Origin of the sequence: Amycolatopsis sp. cg5 (assembly GCF_041346955.1) — a bacterium.
Taxonomy (GTDB): Bacteria; Actinomycetota; Actinomycetes; order Mycobacteriales; family Pseudonocardiaceae; genus Amycolatopsis.
In genome coordinates this window covers 445,779-464,498 of sequence record NZ_CP166849.1, presented here as the reverse complement: position 1 = coordinate 464,498, position 18,720 = coordinate 445,779, and the positions used below count along the sequence as shown (strand labels likewise).

Below are 18,720 nucleotides of genomic sequence, written 5' to 3'. Positions count from 1 at the left end.
ACACGCAATCCTCCGAGATTCACTGGCGTTCGCGCAGAGCTTCCAGCACCCGCGAGGAGATCTCGTCGACTTCGCCGACGCCGTCCACGGTGATCAGCTTGTCGGCGTAGTACTCCAGCAGGGGCGCCGTCTCCGACGCGTAGATCTGCTGGCGACGGCGGATGACCTCTTCGGTGTCGTCGCCGCGGCCACGCGAGAGCAGGCGCCCGACGACGACGTCCTCCGCGACATCCAGCTGGATGACCGCGTCGAGCGCCAGGTCGGCCTCGGACAGGATCTGCCCGAGCACCTCGGCCTGCTTGGTGTTGCGGGGAAAGCCGTCGAGCAGGAAGCCGGACTTGGCGTCCGGCTCCGCGAGCCGCTCCCTGACCATCTCGTTGGTGACCGTGTCCGGCACGAGCTCGCCGGAGTCCAGGTACCGCTTGGCCTCCTGGCCGAGCGGCGTCTGGTTGCCGACGTGCGCGCGGAACAGGTCGCCGGTCGAGATGTGCGGGATGCGCAGCTGCTCCGAGAGCGCCACCGCCTGAGTGCCTTTGCCCGCGCCGGGCGGGCCAACGAGAACCAGTCGGGTCACTTCAAGAACCCTTCGTAGTTCCGCTGCATGAGCTGGCTCTCGATCTGCTTAACGGTGTCGAGGCCGACACCGACCATGATCAGCACCGCCGTGCCACCGAACGGGAAGTTCTGGTTGTTCGACGGACCGGTGATCGACAGGAAGAAGTTCGGGAGGATCGCGATGATGCCCAGGTACAGCGAGCCGGGCAGGGTGATCCGGCCGAGCACGAAGCTCAGGTACTCCGCCGTCGGGCGGCCTGGGCGGATGCCCGGGATGAAGCCACCGAACTTCTTCATCTCCTCCGCACGCTCGTCCACGTTGAACGTGATCGTGATGTAGAAGTACGTGAAGAAGATGATCAGCGAGAAGTACAGCAGCACGTGCACCCAGTTGGACTGGTTGACCACGTAGTTCTTGAGGAAGACCTGCCACCCGGAGTTGCTGTTCGGGTCGCCGACGAGGCGGCTGATCAGGTCGGGCAGGTACAGCAGCGACGAGGCGAAGATGACCGGGATGACACCGGCCTGGTTCACCTTGATCGGCAGGTAGGTCGAGGTACCGCCGTACATGCGGCGGCCGATCATGCGCTTGGCGTACTGCACCGGGATCCGGCGCTGGCCCTGCTCCACGAAGATGACGCTGGCGATGATCAGCAGGCCGAACACGCAGATCATCGCGAAGACGACGCCACCGGACGACTGCAGGATGTTCATGCCCTCGGACGGGATCCGGGCGGCGATGTTCAGGAAGATCAGCACGGACATGCCGTTGCCGACACCGCGCTCGGTGATGAGCTCACCCAGCCACATCATGACGGCGGTGCCCGCGGTCATGATGATGACGATGATCGCCAGCGTCCAGATGCTGTTGTCCGGGATGACCGGGTCCTTGCAGTCCTGGAACAGCGCACCGCGGTCGGCCAGCGCGACGACGCCGGTGGCCTGCAGGATCGCCAGCGCGACCGTCAGGTACCGGGTGTACTGCGTCAGCTTGGACTGGCCTGCCTGGCCTTCCTTCTTCAGCTCCTCGAACCGCGGGATGACCACGGTGAGCAGCTGGACGATGATGCTCGCGGTGATGTACGGCATGATGCCGGTCGAGAAGATCGACAACTGCAGCAGCGCGCCGCCGCTGAACAGGTTCAGCAGCGAGTAGACGCCCTGTTCCTGCACCGCGTTCTGACATGCCTGCACGTTGGGATAGGAGACCCCGGGAGCCGGGGTGACCGCACCGATCCGGTAAATAGCCACGACCATCAGCGTGAACAGGATCTTCTTACGCAGATCCGGCGTCGCGAGAGCCGAGCGGAAGGCGCTGAGCACGCGGGGGACCTCCTCGGCGTCGTCGGCCATCGAACCGACGAACGGCTTAGCCGGCACTTGCGTCCGGCGGGAACACAACCTCACTGGCAGGCAAGCCAGGAACGCTTCGGGGCACACTCGTCCCGAAGCGTGTCGCCGACTCTAACAGCTTCACGGACCGTGCCCGCAATGTGTGCGCCTTTTACCTACTCAGGTAGGTCGGGACGGTTTTCAGTCAAGATTTAAAACGGCATGTCGCGGTGGTCGGTGTCGATCATCGGGACCCTCTGTTCGACCGTCTGGCCCTGGGCCTGTTCGCTCCCGGCGTAACTCACCAGACAGGCGGCGAAGCCGATCAGAAAAGCTCCGACGGCCAACCAGTATCCGAGGCCGGGTGTGCTGCCGGCGGAATTGAAGGCCTGTAAACCGAGAGTAAGCAGATGGCCGCCCAAGAACGCGGTTCCCGCGATCACCGGTCCCCTGGCGCCCCTGAGACCACCGAGGAACAACAGCAGCGCCGCCAGCACGGGCGCGACGCCGTTCAAGGTGCTCTGCCCGGGTCTCTTCGTCCCTGGCGCTTCCGGGTCCACCACGTCGACCCACCAGCCGGTGGCGGTCATGTCGAGCGACGTACGGCCGCTCAGGCCGACGTGGGTGACGAACTGCGGCAGGAACGTCGCGAGCACGGCCACCGCGGCGGCCGCCACTCCGAGCGCGAGGATGAGCTTCTTCTTCGCCATGCGGCCGGATCCTGCCATCCGGCCGCCCTCGGGGATCGTGAGTGGTACGGCCGGTTCTAACCGGCGAAAACACTCACGACCTCTTTTCGGCAGGCTTAGGCGGACGGGGCGTTGGGGTCGTGAGCGTTGCGGGCGGTTCTAGCGGACCGATACTTGGCTACCTGCCGCGCGGATCTTGGTGCGAGTGGAAGGTTTGCTCCGTTAGATGCAGAAATTCTTCCACTCGCTCGGGCTCATCCTTGGCACGTGACAAGGGGCGCCCTTGCAACGCCCCAGGGTCGTGAGCGGTACGGCCGGTTCTAACCGGCCGGAACACTCACGACCCCTGACAACGCGAAAGGCCCCGCACTCCCGAGGGAGTGCGGGGCCTTTCAGGCTGAGCTAAGCGACTCAGACGGCGGTGGCGGAGCCACCGGCGGCCTCGAGCTTCGCCTTGGCGGAGCCGGAGAAACCGTCGGCCGTGACGTCGAGCTTGACGCCGTTGACCTCACCGTTGCCGAGGACCTTGACGAGCTTGCCCTTGCGGACGAGACCGTTCGCCACGAGCTCCTCGGTGCCGACCTTGCCACCGTCCGGGAAGACGCGGGCGATGTCGCCCACGTTCACCGGCTGGTACTCGGTGCGGAAGCGGTTCTTGAAGCCGCGAAGCTTCGGGAGCCGCATGTGGATGGGCATCTGCCCACCCTCGAAGCCGGCGGGCACGTTCTTGCGGGCCTTGGTGCCCTTGGTGCCGCGACCGGCCGTCTTGCCCTTCGAGCCTTCACCACGGCCGACACGAGTCTTCTCGGTCTTGGCGCCCGGAGCGGGACGCAGGTGGTGGATCTTGATGGCCGTCATGCCTTGACCTCCTCGACCTCCACGAGGTGGCGGACCGTGTGAATCAGGCCGCGAACCTCGGGGGTGTCTTCACGCACGACGCTCTGGCGGATCTTGCGCAGCCCGAGGGTGCGCATCGACTCGCGGTGAGCGTGCTTCGTGCCGATGGTGCTCTTGACCTGGGTGACCTTGACCTGTGCCATGTCAGACCCCCTGGCCTGCGCGCTGGCGCAGCATCCGGGCCGGAGCGACGTCCTCGAGCGGGAGACCGCGGCGGGCCGCGACCTCTTCGGGACGCTGCAGACCCTTCAGGGCCGCCACGGTGGCGTGCACGATGTTGATCGCGTTGTCGGAGCCGAGCGACTTCGACAGCACGTCGTGGACACCGGCGCACTCCAGGACCGCGCGGACCGGGCCACCGGCGATGACGCCGGTACCGGCGCTGGCCGGACGCAGGAGCACCACACCGGCGGCTTCCTCACCCTGGATGGGGTGGGGAATGGTGCCGGCGACGCGAGGAACGCGGAAGAAGTTCTTCTTCGCCTCCTCGACGCCCTTGGCGATGGCCGCGGGAACTTCCTTGGCCTTGCCGTAGCCGACGCCGACCTGGCCGTCGCCGTCACCGACGACGACGAGCGCGGTGAAGCTGAACCGGCGGCCACCCTTGACGACCTTGGCGACACGGTTGATCGCCACGACCTTCTCGAGGTGCGGGGTCTTCTCCTGGCCGGCCCCGCCACGGCCGCTGTCGCGACGATCCCGGCCGCCACCGCGGCGTTCATTGCGGTCGTTGCCGCCCTGCCCGCCGGGTCCGCCCTGTCCGCCGCCGAATTGCCGTGTACGTCCCGGCATCAGGCTTTCCTTCCGTTAACAAGCTGCTGCATCAGAATTCCAACCCCGCTTCGCGGGCGGCGTCGGCCAGCGCGGCGATCCGGCCGTGGTAGGCGTTGCCGCCACGGTCGAACACCACAGTGGAGACGCCAGCGCTCTTGGCGCGAGCCGCGATCAGCTCGCCGACCTTGGCGGACTTGGCCTTCTTGTCGCCGTCCAGCGCACGGACGTCCGCCTCGAGGGTGGACGCCGACGCCAGGGTGTGACCGGTCAGGTCGTCGATCAGCTGAACCGCGATGTGGCGCGAGGACCGCTTGACCGACAGCCGCGGACGCTGGTCCGTGCCGCTGATCTTCTTGCGAAGACGGAAGTGCCGACGGGCCTTCGCCACGCGACGCCGGGTCGAGATGTCCTTGCCGACCGGCTTGCGCTTGGTAGTAGTCGTGTCGCTCATGATCACTTACCCGTCTTTCCGACCTTGCGGCGGATCTTTTCACCCTCGTAGCGCAGGCCCTTGCCCTTGTACGGGTCCGGGCGACGCAGCTTGCGGATGACCGCGGCGATCTGGCCGACCTTCTGCTTGTCGATGCCCGAGACCGAGAACCGGGTGGGGGTGTCCACCTTGAAGGTGATGCCCTCCGGGGCCTCGATCTTGACCGGGTGGCTGTAGCCCAGGGCGAACTCGAGGTCCGAGCCCTTGGCCGCGACACGGTAACCGACGCCGTGGATCTCAAGCTTCTTCTCGTAACCCTTGGTGACACCGACAACCAGGTTGTCGACCAGGGTGCGCGTAAGGCCGTGGAGGGCCTTGCTCGTGCGCTCGTCGTTCGGACGCTTCACCAGCAGCGCGCCATCTTCGTCGCGCTCGACGGTGATGGGCTCGGCGATGGTGTGCTCCAGGGTGCCCTTGGGCCCCTTGACCTTGATGTGCTGACCATCGATGGTCACCTCGACCCCGGAGGGGACGGCGACCGGCAGCTTTCCGATGCGTGACATGTCTGTGCCCCCTTCCTTACCAGACGTAGGCGAGGACTTCGCCGCCCACGCTGTTGCGCTTGGCCTGACGGTCGGTCTGAAGGCCGTTCGACGTCGAGATGATCGCGACGCCGAGGCCACCCAGAACGGACGGCAGTTCGGTCGATTTTGCGTAGACCCGCAGGCCGGGCTTGGACACGCGCCGGAGACCGGCGATGCTGCGCTCACGGTTGGGGCCGTACTTGAGCTCGACGATCAGGTTCTTGTGCTTCTCGCCCGGCTCGTCGCGGTAGCCCGCGATGTAACCCTCACGCTTGAGGATCTCGGCGATGTTCGCCTTGAGCTTGGAGTGGGGAAGCACGACCTCGTCGTGGTACGCCGAGTTCGCGTTACGCAGACGAGTCAAGAAGTCTGCGATGGGGTCGGTCATCGTCATGGTGACCTGTCAACCTTTCTCGCCTGGTTCCCCGCCCGTCGAAACGGGCGGGGCCTGTGGCGAATTGGGAGTTTAGAAAAAGCCTCTTACCAGCTGGACTTGCGAACGCCGGGGAGTTCGCCCGCGTGTGCCATCTCGCGAAGGCAGATACGGCAAAGCCCGAACTTGCGGAACACCGAGTGCGGCCTGCCGCAACGCTGGCAGCGGGTGTACGCACGGACGGCGAACTTCGGCTTCTTGGAGGCCTTGTGGACCAGTGCTTTCTTGGCCATCGGCTCAGTTCTCCTTGAACGGGAAGCCGAGCTTGCGAAGCAGCGCGCGGCCCTCGTCGTCGGTGTTGGCGGTGGTGACAACGGTGACGTCCATACCGCGCGGGCGGTCGACGGCGTCCGGGTTGATCTCGTGGAACATCGTCTGCTCGTTGAGACCGAAGGTGTAGTTGCCGTTGCCGTCGAACTGCTTGGCCGACAGACCGCGGAAGTCACGGATACGCGGCAGCGAGATGGTCAGCAGCCGGTCCAGGAACTCCCACATGCGGTCGCCGCGCAGCGTGACGCGGCAGCCGATCGGCTGACCCTCACGCAGCTTGAACTGCGCGATGGACTTGCGGGCCTTGCGGACCTCGGGCTTCTGGCCCGTGATCGCGGTCAGGTCCTTGATCGCGCCGTCGATCAGCTTGCTGTCACGGGCGGCGTCGCCGACACCCATGTTCACGACGACCTTGACCACGCCGGGGATCTGGTGCACGTTCGCGAAGTCGAACTCCGCCTGCAGCTGGCCCTTGATCTCTTCGCGGTACCGCACCTTGAGGCGCGGCAGCGTCTTCTCTGCGGTGGTCATCAGATGTCCTTACCGTTCCTGCGCGAGACACGGACCTTCTTGCCGTCCTCGCCGATGCGGTAGCCCACCCGGGTCGGCTTGCCGTCGGAATCGACGACCTGCACGTTCGACACGTGGATGGGGGCTTCCTGGGTGACGATGCCACCGGACTGCGCACCACGCTGGGTCTGGGTGATCCGGGTGTGCTTCTTGATCCGGTTCACGCCTTCGACGAGCACCCGGTCGCGCTCGGGGTAGGCCTGAATGACCTTGCCCTTGGCGCCCTTGTCCTTGCCGGCGATGATGACGACCGTGTCGCCCTTCTTCACCTTCATGCTCTACAACACCTCCGGCGCGAGCGAAATGATCTTCATGAACTTTCGGTCGCGCAGCTCGCGGCCAACCGGGCCGAAGATGCGGGTGCCACGCGGCTCATTGTCGTTCTTGATGAGCACGGCGGCGTTCTCGTCGAAGCGGATGTAAGAACCGTCCGGACGACGACGCTCCTTGCGCGTGCGGACGATGACCGCCTTGACGACGTCGCCCTTCTTCACCCCGGCAGCCGGGATGGCGTCCTTCACGGTGGCGACGATGATGTCGCCGATACCCGCGTAGCGCCGCCCAGAGCCACCGAGAACGCGGATGCAGAGGATTTCCTTCGCACCCGTGTTATCGGCTACCCGAAGCCGCGACTCCTGCTGGATCACGTCTACTCCTGTATGTCGCGCTGGTTCTCGCCCCCGAGGGGGCGAGCCTTGCGGAACTAAGGGACTCTCGGAAGAGCCCTACTTACTTGGCCTTCTCCACGATCTGCACCAGACGCCAACGCTTGCTGGCCGAAAGCGGACGGGTCTCCATCAGGGTGACCCGGTCGCCCACGCCGGCTTCGTTGTTCTCGTCGTGCACCTTGACCTTGCTGGTGCTGCGCAGAACCTTGGAGTAACGGCGGTGCTTCTTGCGGTCCTCGAGCTCGACCACGATCGTCTTGTTCATCTTGTCCGAGACGACGTAGCCCTCGCGGACCTTACGGTCGTTGCGGCCCTCGCCAGCCTCGGTGTTGAGCTGCTCGCTCATGCCACACCTTCACTCTCGGCATCGGGGGAAACAGACAAGCCGAGTTCACGCTCACGCATGACGGTGTAGATCCGCGCGATGTCCGAACGAACCGTGCGCAGGCGCCGGTTGTTGTCCAGCTGCCCGGTCGCCATCTGGAAGCGGAGGTTGAACAGCTCCTCCTTGTATTCCTTCAGACGCAGCACGAGCTCTTCAGCGGTGAGCTCACGAAGCTCTGACGCCACAGCGGCACCAGCCTTGCTAGCCATCAGAACTCACCACCTTCACGGGTCACGATTCGGCACTTCATGGGCAGTTTGTGGATCGCGCGGCGCAGGGCCTCGCGAGCCGTCTCCTCGTTCGGGAAAGAGATCTCGAACATGACGCGGCCCGGCTTGACGTTGGCGATCCACCACTCGGGCGAACCCTTACCGGAACCCATGCGGGTTTCCGCGGGCTTCTTGGTGAGGGGACGGTCCGGGTAGATCGTCGTCCACACCTTGCCGCCACGCTTGATGTGGCGGGTCATGGCGATACGAGCGGACTCGATCTGGCGGTTGGTCACGTAGCTGTGCTCGAGCGCCTGGATGCCGTACTCGCCGAAGCTGACGCGGGTGCCGCCCTTGGCAGCGCCTGCGCGCTTCGGGGAGTGCTGCTTCCGGTGCTTGACCCGGCGTGGGATAAGCACGTCAGCCCTCCGTCTTTTCAGTCGACTCGGCGGCGGGAGCGGCGGCCGCGGGGGCCTGTGCTTCCTGCGCCGCGGCCCGGCCGGCCTCGGTCGAGGTGGGGGTGGTGCCCGACGCGCCGGAACGACGCGGGCGGGCGGGACGGTCACCGCGGTCGCGGCGCGGGGCGCGCTCGGCGGCGGCGGCAGCGTCACGCGCTTCCTTCGCCTTGAGCCCGCCGACGATCTCGCCCTTGTAGATCCACACCTTCACGCCGATGCGACCGAACGTCGTCTTGGCCTCGAAGAAGCCGTAGTCGATGTCGGCGCGCAGCGTGTGCAGCGGGACGCGGCCATCGCGGTAGTGCTCGGAGCGGGACATCTCGGCACCGCCGAGACGACCGCCGCACTGCACGCGGATGCCCTTGACCTGCGGCGAGCGCATGGAGGTCTGGAGCGCCTTGCGCATCGCGCGGCGGAACGCCACGCGGTTCGACAGCTGCTCCGCGACACCCTGAGCCACCAGCTGCGCGTCGGCCTCGGGGTTCTTGACCTCGAGGATGTTCAGCTGAACCTGCTTGGAGGTCAGCTTCTCCAGCGCGCCACGGATCCGGTCGGCCTCGGCGCCGCGGCGGCCGATGACGATGCCCGGACGGGCGGTGTGGATGTCGACGCGAACGCGGTCACGGGTGCGCTCGATCTCGACCTTGGAGATGCCGGCGCGCTCCATGCCCGTGGACAGCAGCTTGCGGATCTTGACGTCCTCGGCCACGTACTCCGCGTACTGCTTGTCGGCGTACCAGCGGGACTTCCAGTCCGTGGTGATACCCAGCCGGAAGCCGTGCGGGTTGATCTTCTGGCCCACTACCGGCCACCTGCCTTCTTCTTGCCCTGCTGTGCCTTCGGCGCTGCCTTGGGACGGCTCTCCACCTCGACGGTGATGTGGCTCGTCCGCTTGCGGATCCGGTACGCGCGGCCCTGGGCCCGCGGGCGGATGCGCTTGAGGGTCGGGCCCTCGTCGGCGTACGCGTTCTTGACCCAGAGGGTGTCCGGGTCCAGCTGGAGGTTGTTCTCGGCGTTGGCCACGGCGCTCGCGAGCACCTTCGCGACCGGCTCGCTCGCCGCCTGGGGGGCGAAACGGAGCACGGCCAAGGCGTCGGCGGCGCTACGTCCCTTGATGAGCTCGATGACCCGACGCACCTTGGTAGGCGAGTCGCGGACAAAGCGAGCCCGCGCGTAAGCCACAGGCAGAGCCTCGGCCACGTCGTTCTGGGCGTTCATCGCTAGTTCCTTGTTCTCTCGTGCCCGCTCAGCGGCGGCGCGACTTCCGGTCGTCCTTGATGTGACCCTTGAAGGTGCGGGTCGGGGCGAACTCGCCCAGCTTGTGACCCACCATCGCCTCGGTGACGAACACCGGGACGTGCTTACGGCCGTCGTGCACCGCGATCGTGTGACCCAGGAAATCCGGGATGATCGTGGAACGACGCGACCAGGTCTTGATGACGGTCTTCTTGCCCGACTCGTTGAGAACGTCCACCTTCTTGAGCAGGTGGTCGTCCACGAAGGGGCCCTTTTTCAGGCTACGTGGCATGTGCTTCTACCTCCCTGCTCAGCGCTTGTTCTTGCCGGTGCGACGGCGGCGGACGATGAGAGCGTCCGAAGCCTTGCGGCGACGGGTGCGGCCCTCGGGCTTACCGTTCGGGTTGACCGGGTGGCGACCACCGGAGGTCTTACCCTCACCACCACCATGCGGGTGGTCGACCGGGTTCATGACGACACCACGGACGGTGGGGCGCTTGCCGCGCCAGCGGTTACGACCCGCCTTGCCCCAGTTGATGTTCGAGTGGTCGGAGTTGCCGACCTCGCCGATGGTGGCGCGGTTGCGCACGTCCACGTTGCGGATCTCGCCCGAGGGGAGACGCAGCTGGGCGTACGGACCGTCCTTGGCGACGAGCTGCACCTTCACACCGGCGGACCGGGCGATCTTCGCGCCGCCACCGGGGCGGAGCTCGATCGCGTGGATCACGGTACCGACGGGGATGTTGCGCAGCGGCAGGTTGTTGCCCGGCTTGATGTCGGCGCGGGGGCCGTTCTCGACCGTGTCACCCTGCTTCAGCTTCTCCGGCGCGATGATGTAGCGCTTCTCGCCGTCGGCGTAGTGCAGGAGCGCGATACGAGCGGACCGGTTGGGGTCGTACTCGATGTGCGCGACCTTGGCGGGAACGCCGTCCTTGTCGTTCCGGCGGAAGTCGATCAGCCGGTACGCGCGCTTGTGGCCGCCACCCTTGTGCCGGGTGGTGATCTTGCCGGACGCGTTACGGCCGCCGGTCTTGCTCAGCGGGCGCAGCAGCGACTTCTCCGGGGTCGACCGAGTGATCTCGGCGAAGTCGGAGACGCTGGAGCCACGACGGCCCGGCGTAGTCGGCTTGTACTTACGGATACCCATGTCAGCTCAGTCCTTTACGCCGCGGGTCCGCCGAAGATCTCGATCGGCTTGCTCTCAGCCGAAAGAGTCACGACAGCGCGCTTGGTGTCCTTGCGCTTACCGAAACCGGTGCGGGTCCGCTTGCGCTTTCCGTTGCGGTTCAACGTGTTCACGCTGACGACCTTGACGCCGAACACCTTCTCGACCGCGATCTTGATCTGGGTCTTGTTGGCGTCGGGGCGCACGACGAACGTGTACTTGTGGTCCTCGAGCAGTCCGTAGGACTTCTCGGAGATCACCGGCGCGAGCAAGATGTCGTGGTAGTCAGGAATGGCGATCGCACTCACTGCTCGTCACTCCCTTCGAGCTCGCTCGACCGTGCGACGGCCGTCGCGCCCTTGCCCCTGGCGGGACCGGCGACGAAGACGTCGTAAGCGGCCTTGGTGAACACCACGTCGTCGTTGACCAGCACGTCATAGGTGTTGAGCTGGTCCGGCGTGATCAGGTGAAGGTCGGCCAGGTTCTGCGCCGACTGCCAGCTCAGCTCGTCGTCGCGGTGCAGCACCACGAGAACGCGCTTGGCCTGGGTGATGGCGCGGACGGCGGCCTTGGCCGACTTGGTGGACGGCTTCTCGCCGGTCACCAGCTCGGTCACGATGTGCAGCTGGCCGTGGCGAACCCGGTCGGAGAGGGCGCCACGCAGGGCGGCGGCCTTCATCTTCTTCGGGGTCCGCTGGGTGTAGTCGCGCGGCTGCGGGCCGTGGACGACGCCACCACCGACGAACTGCGGCGCACGGGTCGAACCCTGGCGGGCGCGGCCGGTGCCCTTCTGGCGGTACGGCTTCTTGCCACCACCGGAGACCTCGCCACGGGTCTTCGTGGAGTGCGTGCCCTGGCGGGCAGCGGCCAGCTGACCGATGACCACCTGGTGCATGAGGGCCACGTTGGCCTGCACGTCGAAGATCTCGGCGGGCAGCTCCACGGAACCTTCCGCGGCGCCGGCCGGGGTCTTCAGCTCGAGCGTGCTCATTCGGTGACACCACCCTTCACGGCGTTACGGACGAACACGACGCCGCCCTTGGGGCCGGGGACGGCACCCTTGATGAGGAGCAGGCCGTCTTCGGCACGCACGGCGTGCACGGTGAGGCCCTGCGTGGTGACCTTGTCCTGGCCCATGCGGCCGGCCATGCGAACGCCCTTGAAGACGCGGCCGGGGGTGGCGCAGCCACCGATGGAACCGGGACGACGGTGCACGGCCTGCGCACCGTGGGAAGCGCCCTGGCCCTTGAAGCCGTGGCGCTTCATGACACCGGCGTAGCCCTTGCCCTTGCTGGTGCCGGTCACGTCGACCTCGGCGCCAGCGGCGAACACCTCAGCGGTGATCTCCTGGCCGATCTCGTAGGTCTCCGCGTCGGTCGTGCGCAGCTCGGCGAGGTAACGCCGGGGCGTCACGCCAGCCTTGGTGAAGTGGCCCGTCTCGGGCTTGTTGACCTTGCGCGGGTCAACGGCGCCGAACGCCAGCTGGACGGCGGTGTAGCCGTCGGTTTCCTTGGTACGAACCTGGGTGACCACGTTCGGTCCGGCCTGTACGACGGTCACCGGGATGATCCGGTTGTTCTCGTCGAAGACCTGGGTCATGCCGAGCTTGGTGCCCAGGATGCCCTTCACTTGCCTGTCAGACATGATGTCTCTTATCTCCGCCGCTCGCCCAACGCTTACTGGATGTTGACGTCGACGCTCGCCGGGAGGTCGATGCGCATGAGCGCGTCAACCGTCTTCGGCGTGGGGTCGAGGATGTCGATCAGACGCTTGTGCGTGCGCATCTCGAAGTGCTCGCGCGAGTCCTTGTACTTGTGCGGCGAGCGGATCACGCAGTAAACGTTCTTCTCGGTGGGCAGCGGCACCGGCCCGACAACACGGGCGCCGGTGCGGGTGACCGTCTCAACGATCTTGCGCGCCGAGGTGTCGATCGCCTCGTGGTCGTAGGCCTTGAGCCGGATGCGGATCTTTTGTCCCGCCATGGTGGCTGCTCGTTCCTTGTCGTCTCGTGCCGTTAATCTCATCAAAATCCCCGTCGAAGAGGGGATTTCTGCAGTTCAACGGCCCTGTCCCCGGTCCACGCGGTCGGGCGTGTCGCGCCCGACGCACAGACGGATCCCGTGGGATCGTTGTCTTGCTGGTCTTCCTCAACGTGAGGGGGCCGTCCATTGGGCTTGCGCCATAAACGTCCCTTGCCCGCGACTCAGGGAGTCAAACGGACCAAGGCTCCTCGCGAAGGAGCGGCCGGAACCTGAAACAGGTTCGGCCGCCCTCTCGACGAGCAACCCGAATAGTGTCGCACATGTGATTTGACGGCCAAGAGCCGGGGTGGGTATAAGCCCTGCCCCGGCTCCTGGCGTTAAATCACTTGATGATTTCGGTGACCTGACCCGCACCCACGGTGCGGCCACCCTCACGGATGGCGAAGCGCAGGTTCACGTCCATGGCGACCGGCTGGATCAGCGCGACGGTGATGTCGGTGTTGTCACCCGGCATGACCATCTCGGTGCCCTCGGGAAGCGTCACAACACCGGTGACGTCCGTCGTGCGGAAGTAGAACTGCGGGCGGTAGTTGTTGAAGAACGGCGTGTGACGGCCGCCTTCGTCCTTCGAAAGGATGTAAACGCCGGCCTTGAAGTCGGTGTGCGGGGTGGTGGTACCCGGCTTCACGACGACCTGGCCGCGCTCGACGTCCTCACGCTTGATACCGCGGACCAGCAGACCGACGTTGTCGCCGGCCTCACCCTGGTCGAGCAGCTTGCGGAACATCTCGACACCGGTGACAGTCGTCTTCGTCGACTTCTCCTTGATGCCGACGATCTCGACCTCTTCGTTGACGTTGACGCGGCCGCGCTCGATGCGACCGGTCACCACGGTGCCACGACCGGTGATGGTGAACACGTCTTCGATCGGCATCAGGAACGGCTTGTCGAGCTCACGCACCGGGTCCGGCACGTTCTCGTCGACGGCTTCCATCAGCTCGAGGACCGTCTGGCCCCACTTCTCGTCACCCTCGAGAGCCTTGAGGCCCGAGACCTTGACGACCGGAGCGTCGTCACCAGGGAAGTCCTGGGAGGACAGCAGCTCGCGGACCTCGAGCTCGACGAGCTCCAGGATCTCGTCGTCGTCGACCATGTCGGCCTTGTTCAGCGCGACGACGATGTAGGGCACGCCGACCTGCTTCGCGAGCAGCACGTGCTCACGGGTCTGCGGCATCGGGCCGTCGGTGGCGGCCACGACCAGGATCGCACCGTCCATCTGGGCGGCACCGGTGATCATGTTCTTGATGTAGTCGGCGTGACCGGGGGCGTCCACGTGGGCGTAGTGACGCTTCTCGGTCTGGTACTCGACGTGCGAGATGTTGATCGTGATGCCGCGCTGCTTCTCTTCCGGCGCGTTGTCGATCTGGTCGAACGCCGAAGCGGTGTTCAGCTCGGGGTACTTGTCGTGCAGAACCTTGGTGATCGCCGCGGTCAGAGTGGTCTTACCGTGGTCGACGTGACCAATGGTCCCGATGTTGACGTGCGGCTTGGTCCGCTCGAATTTCGCCTTCGCCACTGGAATGTCCTCCTGGACTGTTTTGCTTAATTCACCGGCCAACGTGGCTGTCGGACGGAGACTGTTGTCTAGCTGGTGCTGCGGACGTTCAGGAGTAGTACCTCAATGCCCGCGTGCGGCCGGGAATTATTCCCCGGTCGCCTTCGCGATGATTTCCTTCGCGACGTTCGCGGGAACCTCGGCGTAGGAGTCGAACACCATGGAGTAGTTCGCACGACCCTGGGTACGGGACCGCAGGTCGCCTACGTAACCGAACATCTCCGACAGCGGGACCAGCGCCTTGACGACACGGGTGCCCGCGCGCTCCTCCATGGCCTGGATCTGGCCACGGCGGGAGTTGAGGTCGCCGATCACGTCGCCCATGTAGTCCTCGGGCGTGGTGACCTCGACCGCCATGAGCGGCTCCAGGATGACGGGGCCCGCCTTCTTGGCGGCTTCCTTCATCGCCATGGAGCCGGCGACCTTGAACGCCATTTCCGAGGAGTCGACCTCGTGGTAGGCACCGTCGAGCAGGGTGAACTTCAGCCCCACCAGCGGGTAGCCCGCCAGCACGCCGTACTGCATGGCGTCCTGGGCGCCCGCGTCGACCGACGGGATGTACTCACGCGGAACGCGGCCACCGGTGACCTTGTTCTCGAACTCGTACAGCGCGCCATCGGTGGTCTCGAGCGGCTCGAGCTTGACGATGACCTTCGCGAACTGACCCGAACCACCGGTCTGCTTCTTGTGCACGTAGTCGAGCTTCTCGACCGTCTTGCGCACCGTCTCGCGGTAGGCGACCTGCGGCTTACCGATGTTCGCCTCGACCTTGTAGTCGGACTTCATCCGGTTGACCAGCACCTCGAGGTGCAGCTCGCCCATGCCGGCGATGATCGTCTGGCCGGTCTCCTCGTCCAGGTTGACCTGGAACGTGGGGTCCTCTTCCGCCAGCTTCTGGATCGCCAGGGAGAGCTTCTCCTGGTCGGCCTTCGTCTTCGGCTCGATCGCGACGCGGATGACCGGCGCCGGGAACGTCATCGACTCGAGGACGATCGGGTTCTGCGGGTCGGCCAAGGTGTCACCGGTCGTGGTGTCCTTGAGGCCCTGCACGGCGTAGATGTGCCCTGCCTGGCCCTCTTCGACCGGGTTCTCCTTGTTGGAGTGCATCTGGAACAGGCCGCCGATGCGCTCCTTGCGCTCCTTGGTCGCGTTGACGACCTGGGAGCCCTTGGCGATCTTGCCCGAGTAGACCCGGATGTAGGTCAGCTTGCCGAAGAACGGGTGCGCCGCGATCTTGAACGCCAGTGCCGCGAACGGCTCTTCGGTGTTCGGCTTGCGCAGCATGGTCTCGCCGTTGGGGAGGATGCCCTCCACGGCGGGGACGTCGAGCGGCGACGGCAGGTAGTCGATGACCGCGTCGAGCATGGGCTGGACGCCCTTGTTCTTGAACGCGGAACCGGTGAGGACCGGGTAGGCCTCGCGGGCGATGGTGAGCTTGCGGATGCCGACCTTGATCTCGGCCTCCGTCAGCTCCTCGCCACCGAGGAACTTCTCCATCAGGTCGTCGTCGGTCTCGGCGATCGTCTCGACCAGCTTCTCGCGGTACTCCGCGGCCAGCTCGGCGAGATCCGCGGGGATCTCCTCGATGCTGTAGTCCTCGCCCTTCTGGACCTCGCCACGCCAGGTCAGCGCCTTCATGCGGACCAGGTCGACGACGCCCTCGAAGGCGTTCTCGGAGCCGATCGGCAGCTGGATGACCAGCGGCTTGGCACCGAGACGCTCGACGATGGTCTTCACGGTGTAGTAGAAGTCCGCACCGAGCTTGTCCATCTTGTTGACGAAGCAGATACGAGGAACCTCGTACTTGTCGGCCTGACGCCAGACCTGCTCCGACTGCGGCTCGACGCCCTCCTTGCCGTCGAAGACGGCGACGGCGCCATCGAGCACCCGCAGGGACCGCTCCACCTCGACGGTGAAGTCGACGTGCCCGGGGGTGTCGATGATGTTGATCTGGTGGTCGGCCCAGAAGGTGGTGGTGGCAGCCGAGGTGATGGTGATACCCCGCTTCTGCTCCTCCTCCATCCAGTCCATCGTCGCGGCGCCGTCGTGGACTTCGCCGATCTTGTAGTTGACCCCGGTGTAGAACAGGATCCGCTCAGTGGTTGTGGTCTTACCGGCGTCGATGTGCGCCATGATGCCGATGTTGCGGACCTTGTTCAGGTCGGTCAGCACGTCACGTGCCACGAGAGTGTTCCCCTGTTCTCAAACTTGGGGCCCGGCGATGTCCCGGGCGGTTGTTACCAGCGGTAGTGCGCGAAGGCCTTGTTGGACTCGGCCATCTTGTGGGTGTCCTCGCGGCGCTTGACGCTGGCCCCGAGGCCGTTGCTCGCATCGAGCAGCTCGTTCTGCAGACGCTCGATCATGGTCTTCTCGCGGCGAGCCTGCGAGAAGGAGACCAGCCAGCGCAGCGCAAGGGTGGTCGAGCGGCCGGGCTTGACCTCGATCGGCACCTGGTAGGTGGCGCCACCGACACGGCGGCTCTTCACCTCGATGGTGGGCTTCACGTTGTCGAGAGCGCGCTTCAGCGTGACGACCGGGTCGGTGCCGGTCTTCTCGCGAGCGCCTTCGAGAGCGCCGTACACGATGCGCTCGGCGAGGGACCGCTTGCCGTCCTTCAGCACCTTGTTCACCAGCTGGGTGACCAGCGGGGATGCGTAGACGGGGTCAGAGATCAGCGGCCGCTTCGGGGCCGGACCCTTGCGGGGCATTAGCTCTTCTCCTTCTTCGCGCCGTACCGGCTGCGCGCCTGCTTACGGTTCTTAACACCCTGGGTGTCGAGAGAACCGCGGATGATCTTGTAACGGACACCCGGAAGGTCCTTCACACGACCACCACGCACGAGCACCATCGAGTGCTCCTGCAGGTTGTGTCCCTCGCCGGGGATGTAGGCGGTGACCTCGATGCCGCTGGTCAGCTTCACACGAGCGACCTTGCGAAGCGCCGAGTTCGGCTTCTTGGGGGTCGTGGTGTACACGCGAGTGCACACGCCACGCCGCTGCGGGCTCCCCTTGAGGGCCGCGGTCTTCTGCTTGGCAGCCTTGTCCTGGCGGCCCTTACGGACCAGCTGCTGGATCGTGGGCAATGGACCAGCTTTCTGTTCGAGATCTAGCTTTGTTCGTAGTCTCACCGGCCCCCGCGGTCGGGCGTGTCGGCCCGCGTCACGGCCTCGCGACCGGTAACTTCCCGAAGGGATTTTCCGTCGAGCCCCGCTTCGCCAAGGCGTTCGACGGGATGCGTTCAGCAGCCTGCCGATGCCGATAGGCACGCAGAGCGGCCCGACACCTGCCGGGCACGGTCTCCAAAGATACCCGCCGCGGTTCGGCACTCCCCATCGGGGGTGGTTTCCACCTTCTCGGCCGGCCTGAAACACCAGGAGGGCCGCTCCGCGGGCCGGTGGACGGCGTGCGGGGCGACCCTCATGACAACAGCCACGGACGAGTGGTTATTCCACCGGTCCTGGCTCGGTATCGAACCGACCAGAACCGACTCGAAGGCCCCCTGGGGCCTGAGAGTCTTCACGGTGCGCGCCGCTTTTCGCGGCCGCCAGGCCGCCCGGATCGGCGATGCCAGGGCGGAGCCCTGTCAGCGCTGATCCGGGAGCGCGCATGAACGACTCAGTCCTCGTCGGGCTTGGCGTGGTCCGCGCGGCCCGGGTGGGGGTCGCGGGACAGGTCGATCAACGGGTGCCGCGGGGCACCGTCCGGCGCGGCGTGTGAGCCACGCTTCTCCTCGGCCGGGGCTTCGCCCTGCCGTTCTTCGGCGCTACTCATAACGCCCTCCCTCGCCTCTCGCGATTCCCCTTGCGCCGGATCACGCTACCTACTCCGAACGCCGAAGGACACCGTCACCCCATGCGAGAACACTCACGGTATCCCCGCGAACGGGTCGTTCACTCGGGTAAGTGACTGTTGGCCAAGAACTCACGGTCCCCTGTGGACCGCGCAGCCACCGAAAAGAGCTGGACAGCGCGAAGACGATGGCAGGTATGACGGCTTGGACCATCACACCGGCCCCGATCGACGACATCGACGTGACGCTCGTCATGCGGGACTACCTCGCCGACATCGTCAGCCGCTTCTACGGCAGGCCGGTGACCGAGGACGAGCTGCAAGCCTCGCTTGCCGTCGCCCCGCTGACCGGTCTCGAACCGCCCACCGGGATGTTCCTGCTGGCCAGGACCGACGGGAAGATCGCGGGCTGCGTCGGCGTCCGCGTCGTCAAGCCGGGACTGGCCGAGCTGACCAAGATGTTCGTCCAGCCCCACTCACGCCGCGAAGGCGGCGGTTCCCGGCTGCTGGCGGCCGCCGAAGACGCCGCCAGGTCACTCGGCGCGACCATGATGCGCCTGGACACCCGCTCGGACCTGACCGAAGCCCGCGCGATGTACGCGCGCCACGGCTACGTCGAAGGCCCGCCGCACAACGCGGACCCGTACGCCCACCACTGGTTCCGTAAATCCCTCAGCTGA

At 65.8% G+C, this 18,720-nt stretch carries 30 protein-coding genes; 1 reads left to right on the top strand and 29 read right to left on the bottom strand.

The window, feature by feature from the left end:
- Nucleotides 1-19 precede the first annotated feature (19 nt).
- The 29 genes from AB5J62_RS02415 to AB5J62_RS02275 all read right to left on the bottom strand — a co-directional run bounded on the left by AB5J62_RS02415 (nt 20) and on the right by AB5J62_RS02275 (nt 18,022).
- Nucleotides 20-574 (bottom strand): adenylate kinase, encoded by a 555-nt coding sequence (locus AB5J62_RS02415; RefSeq protein ID WP_370946445.1) that lies wholly within the window; start codon nt 572-574, stop codon nt 20-22.
- Nucleotides 571-1,878, bottom strand: coding sequence for a preprotein translocase subunit SecY (gene secY, locus AB5J62_RS02410; RefSeq protein ID WP_370950151.1), 1,308 nt, complete (start codon nt 1,876-1,878; stop codon nt 571-573). Before secY ends, AB5J62_RS02415 begins: the two co-directional genes overlap by 4 nt.
- A gap of 221 nt (nt 1,879-2,099) precedes the next feature.
- Nucleotides 2,100-2,597: a hypothetical protein gene (locus tag AB5J62_RS02405; RefSeq protein WP_370946444.1), complete on the bottom strand. Its 498-nt coding sequence runs from the start codon at nt 2,595-2,597 to the stop codon at nt 2,100-2,102.
- A 390-nt stretch (nt 2,598-2,987) separates the two neighbouring features.
- Nucleotides 2,988-3,434: a 50S ribosomal protein L15 gene (gene rplO, locus AB5J62_RS02400; RefSeq protein ID WP_370946443.1), complete on the bottom strand. Its 447-nt coding sequence runs from the start codon at nt 3,432-3,434 to the stop codon at nt 2,988-2,990.
- The gene (rpmD, locus tag AB5J62_RS02395; protein WP_091293638.1) at nt 3,431-3,616 is read right to left on the bottom strand and encodes a 50S ribosomal protein L30; all 186 of its coding nucleotides are present in this window, start codon (nt 3,614-3,616) and stop codon (nt 3,431-3,433) included. The genes rplO and rpmD overlap by 4 nt, the downstream gene beginning before the upstream one ends.
- A gap of 1 nt (nt 3,617) precedes the next feature.
- A complete protein-coding gene (gene rpsE, locus AB5J62_RS02390) occupies nt 3,618-4,265 on the bottom strand; it encodes a 30S ribosomal protein S5 (RefSeq protein WP_091293637.1) in 648 nt (215 codons plus the stop codon).
- A 31-nt stretch (nt 4,266-4,296) separates the two neighbouring features.
- Nucleotides 4,297-4,704, bottom strand: a complete 408-nt coding sequence (rplR, locus tag AB5J62_RS02385) for a 50S ribosomal protein L18 (protein WP_370946442.1) — start codon at nt 4,702-4,704, stop codon at nt 4,297-4,299.
- Nucleotides 4,701-5,240, bottom strand: a complete 540-nt coding sequence (gene rplF / locus AB5J62_RS02380; protein WP_370946441.1) for a 50S ribosomal protein L6 — start codon at nt 5,238-5,240, stop codon at nt 4,701-4,703. Before rplF ends, rplR begins: the two co-directional genes overlap by 4 nt.
- A 16-nt stretch (nt 5,241-5,256) precedes the next feature.
- A complete protein-coding gene (gene rpsH / locus AB5J62_RS02375; RefSeq protein WP_091293631.1) occupies nt 5,257-5,655 on the bottom strand; it encodes a 30S ribosomal protein S8 in 399 nt (132 codons plus the stop codon).
- Between the two features lie 86 nt (nt 5,656-5,741).
- Entirely contained in the window at nt 5,742-5,927 is a 186-nt protein-coding gene (locus tag AB5J62_RS02370) for a type Z 30S ribosomal protein S14 (protein WP_091293630.1), read from the bottom strand.
- Nucleotides 5,928-5,931: 4 nt separating this feature from the next.
- Entirely contained in the window at nt 5,932-6,495 is a 564-nt protein-coding gene (gene rplE / locus AB5J62_RS02365) for a 50S ribosomal protein L5 (RefSeq protein ID WP_370946440.1), read from the bottom strand.
- Entirely contained in the window at nt 6,495-6,809 is a 315-nt protein-coding gene (gene rplX / locus AB5J62_RS02360; RefSeq protein ID WP_370946439.1) for a 50S ribosomal protein L24, read from the bottom strand. Before rplX ends, rplE begins: the two co-directional genes overlap by 1 nt.
- A gap of 3 nt (nt 6,810-6,812) precedes the next feature.
- On the bottom strand, nt 6,813-7,181 hold the full coding sequence (gene rplN, locus AB5J62_RS02355) for a 50S ribosomal protein L14 (RefSeq protein ID WP_020668416.1): 369 nt from the start codon (nt 7,179-7,181) through the stop codon (nt 6,813-6,815).
- An 82-nt stretch (nt 7,182-7,263) separates the two neighbouring features.
- On the bottom strand, nt 7,264-7,548 hold the full coding sequence (rpsQ, locus tag AB5J62_RS02350; RefSeq protein ID WP_370946438.1) for a 30S ribosomal protein S17: 285 nt from the start codon (nt 7,546-7,548) through the stop codon (nt 7,264-7,266).
- Complete coding sequence (gene rpmC, locus AB5J62_RS02345) at nt 7,545-7,796, bottom strand: 50S ribosomal protein L29 (protein WP_370946437.1); 252 nt, start codon at nt 7,794-7,796, stop codon at nt 7,545-7,547. The genes rpsQ and rpmC overlap by 4 nt, the downstream gene beginning before the upstream one ends.
- Nucleotides 7,796-8,215 carry a 50S ribosomal protein L16 gene (gene rplP, locus AB5J62_RS02340; RefSeq protein ID WP_091293621.1) on the bottom strand — a complete coding sequence of 140 codons (420 nt, stop codon included), beginning with the start codon at nt 8,213-8,215 and terminating at the stop codon, nt 7,796-7,798. The genes rpmC and rplP overlap by 1 nt, the downstream gene beginning before the upstream one ends.
- A 1-nt stretch (nt 8,216) precedes the next feature.
- Nucleotides 8,217-9,056 carry a 30S ribosomal protein S3 gene (rpsC, locus tag AB5J62_RS02335; RefSeq protein ID WP_370946436.1) on the bottom strand — a complete coding sequence of 280 codons (840 nt, stop codon included), beginning with the start codon at nt 9,054-9,056 and terminating at the stop codon, nt 8,217-8,219.
- Nucleotides 9,056-9,472, bottom strand: coding sequence for a 50S ribosomal protein L22 (gene rplV, locus AB5J62_RS02330; RefSeq protein WP_091293618.1), 417 nt, complete (start codon nt 9,470-9,472; stop codon nt 9,056-9,058). Before rplV ends, rpsC begins: the two co-directional genes overlap by 1 nt.
- A 28-nt stretch (nt 9,473-9,500) precedes the next feature.
- On the bottom strand, nt 9,501-9,782 hold the full coding sequence (rpsS, locus tag AB5J62_RS02325; protein ID WP_026468892.1) for a 30S ribosomal protein S19: 282 nt from the start codon (nt 9,780-9,782) through the stop codon (nt 9,501-9,503).
- 18 nt (nt 9,783-9,800) lie between these two features.
- Nucleotides 9,801-10,637: a 50S ribosomal protein L2 gene (rplB, locus tag AB5J62_RS02320; RefSeq protein ID WP_370946435.1), complete on the bottom strand. Its 837-nt coding sequence runs from the start codon at nt 10,635-10,637 to the stop codon at nt 9,801-9,803.
- Nucleotides 10,638-10,651: 14 nt separating this feature from the next.
- Nucleotides 10,652-10,963, bottom strand: coding sequence for a 50S ribosomal protein L23 (gene rplW, locus AB5J62_RS02315; RefSeq protein ID WP_091293613.1), 312 nt, complete (start codon nt 10,961-10,963; stop codon nt 10,652-10,654).
- Nucleotides 10,960-11,646, bottom strand: a complete 687-nt coding sequence (gene rplD, locus AB5J62_RS02310; protein WP_370946434.1) for a 50S ribosomal protein L4 — start codon at nt 11,644-11,646, stop codon at nt 10,960-10,962. The genes rplW and rplD overlap by 4 nt, the downstream gene beginning before the upstream one ends.
- Entirely contained in the window at nt 11,643-12,299 is a 657-nt protein-coding gene (gene rplC / locus AB5J62_RS02305; protein WP_370946433.1) for a 50S ribosomal protein L3, read from the bottom strand. The genes rplD and rplC overlap by 4 nt, the downstream gene beginning before the upstream one ends.
- A gap of 32 nt (nt 12,300-12,331) precedes the next feature.
- Entirely contained in the window at nt 12,332-12,637 is a 306-nt protein-coding gene (rpsJ, locus tag AB5J62_RS02300) for a 30S ribosomal protein S10 (protein WP_003102098.1), read from the bottom strand.
- 382 nt (nt 12,638-13,019) lie between these two features.
- Nucleotides 13,020-14,213 (bottom strand): elongation factor Tu, encoded by a 1,194-nt coding sequence (gene tuf / locus AB5J62_RS02295; protein WP_370946432.1) that lies wholly within the window; start codon nt 14,211-14,213, stop codon nt 13,020-13,022.
- A 126-nt stretch (nt 14,214-14,339) separates the two neighbouring features.
- Entirely contained in the window at nt 14,340-16,436 is a 2,097-nt protein-coding gene (gene fusA / locus AB5J62_RS02290) for an elongation factor G (protein ID WP_370946431.1), read from the bottom strand.
- 53 nt (nt 16,437-16,489) lie between these two features.
- On the bottom strand, nt 16,490-16,960 hold the full coding sequence (gene rpsG / locus AB5J62_RS02285; RefSeq protein ID WP_007031033.1) for a 30S ribosomal protein S7: 471 nt from the start codon (nt 16,958-16,960) through the stop codon (nt 16,490-16,492).
- A complete protein-coding gene (rpsL, locus tag AB5J62_RS02280) occupies nt 16,960-17,334 on the bottom strand; it encodes a 30S ribosomal protein S12 (RefSeq protein ID WP_003102113.1) in 375 nt (124 codons plus the stop codon). The genes rpsG and rpsL overlap by 1 nt, the downstream gene beginning before the upstream one ends.
- A 532-nt stretch (nt 17,335-17,866) precedes the next feature.
- Nucleotides 17,867-18,022, bottom strand: coding sequence for a hypothetical protein (locus AB5J62_RS02275; RefSeq protein ID WP_370946430.1), 156 nt, complete (start codon nt 18,020-18,022; stop codon nt 17,867-17,869).
- A 215-nt stretch (nt 18,023-18,237) separates the two neighbouring features.
- On the opposite strand from AB5J62_RS02275, the gene AB5J62_RS02270 reads away from it, so the two are divergent.
- Nucleotides 18,238-18,720 (top strand): GNAT family N-acetyltransferase, encoded by a 483-nt coding sequence (locus AB5J62_RS02270; protein WP_370946429.1) that lies wholly within the window; start codon nt 18,238-18,240, stop codon nt 18,718-18,720.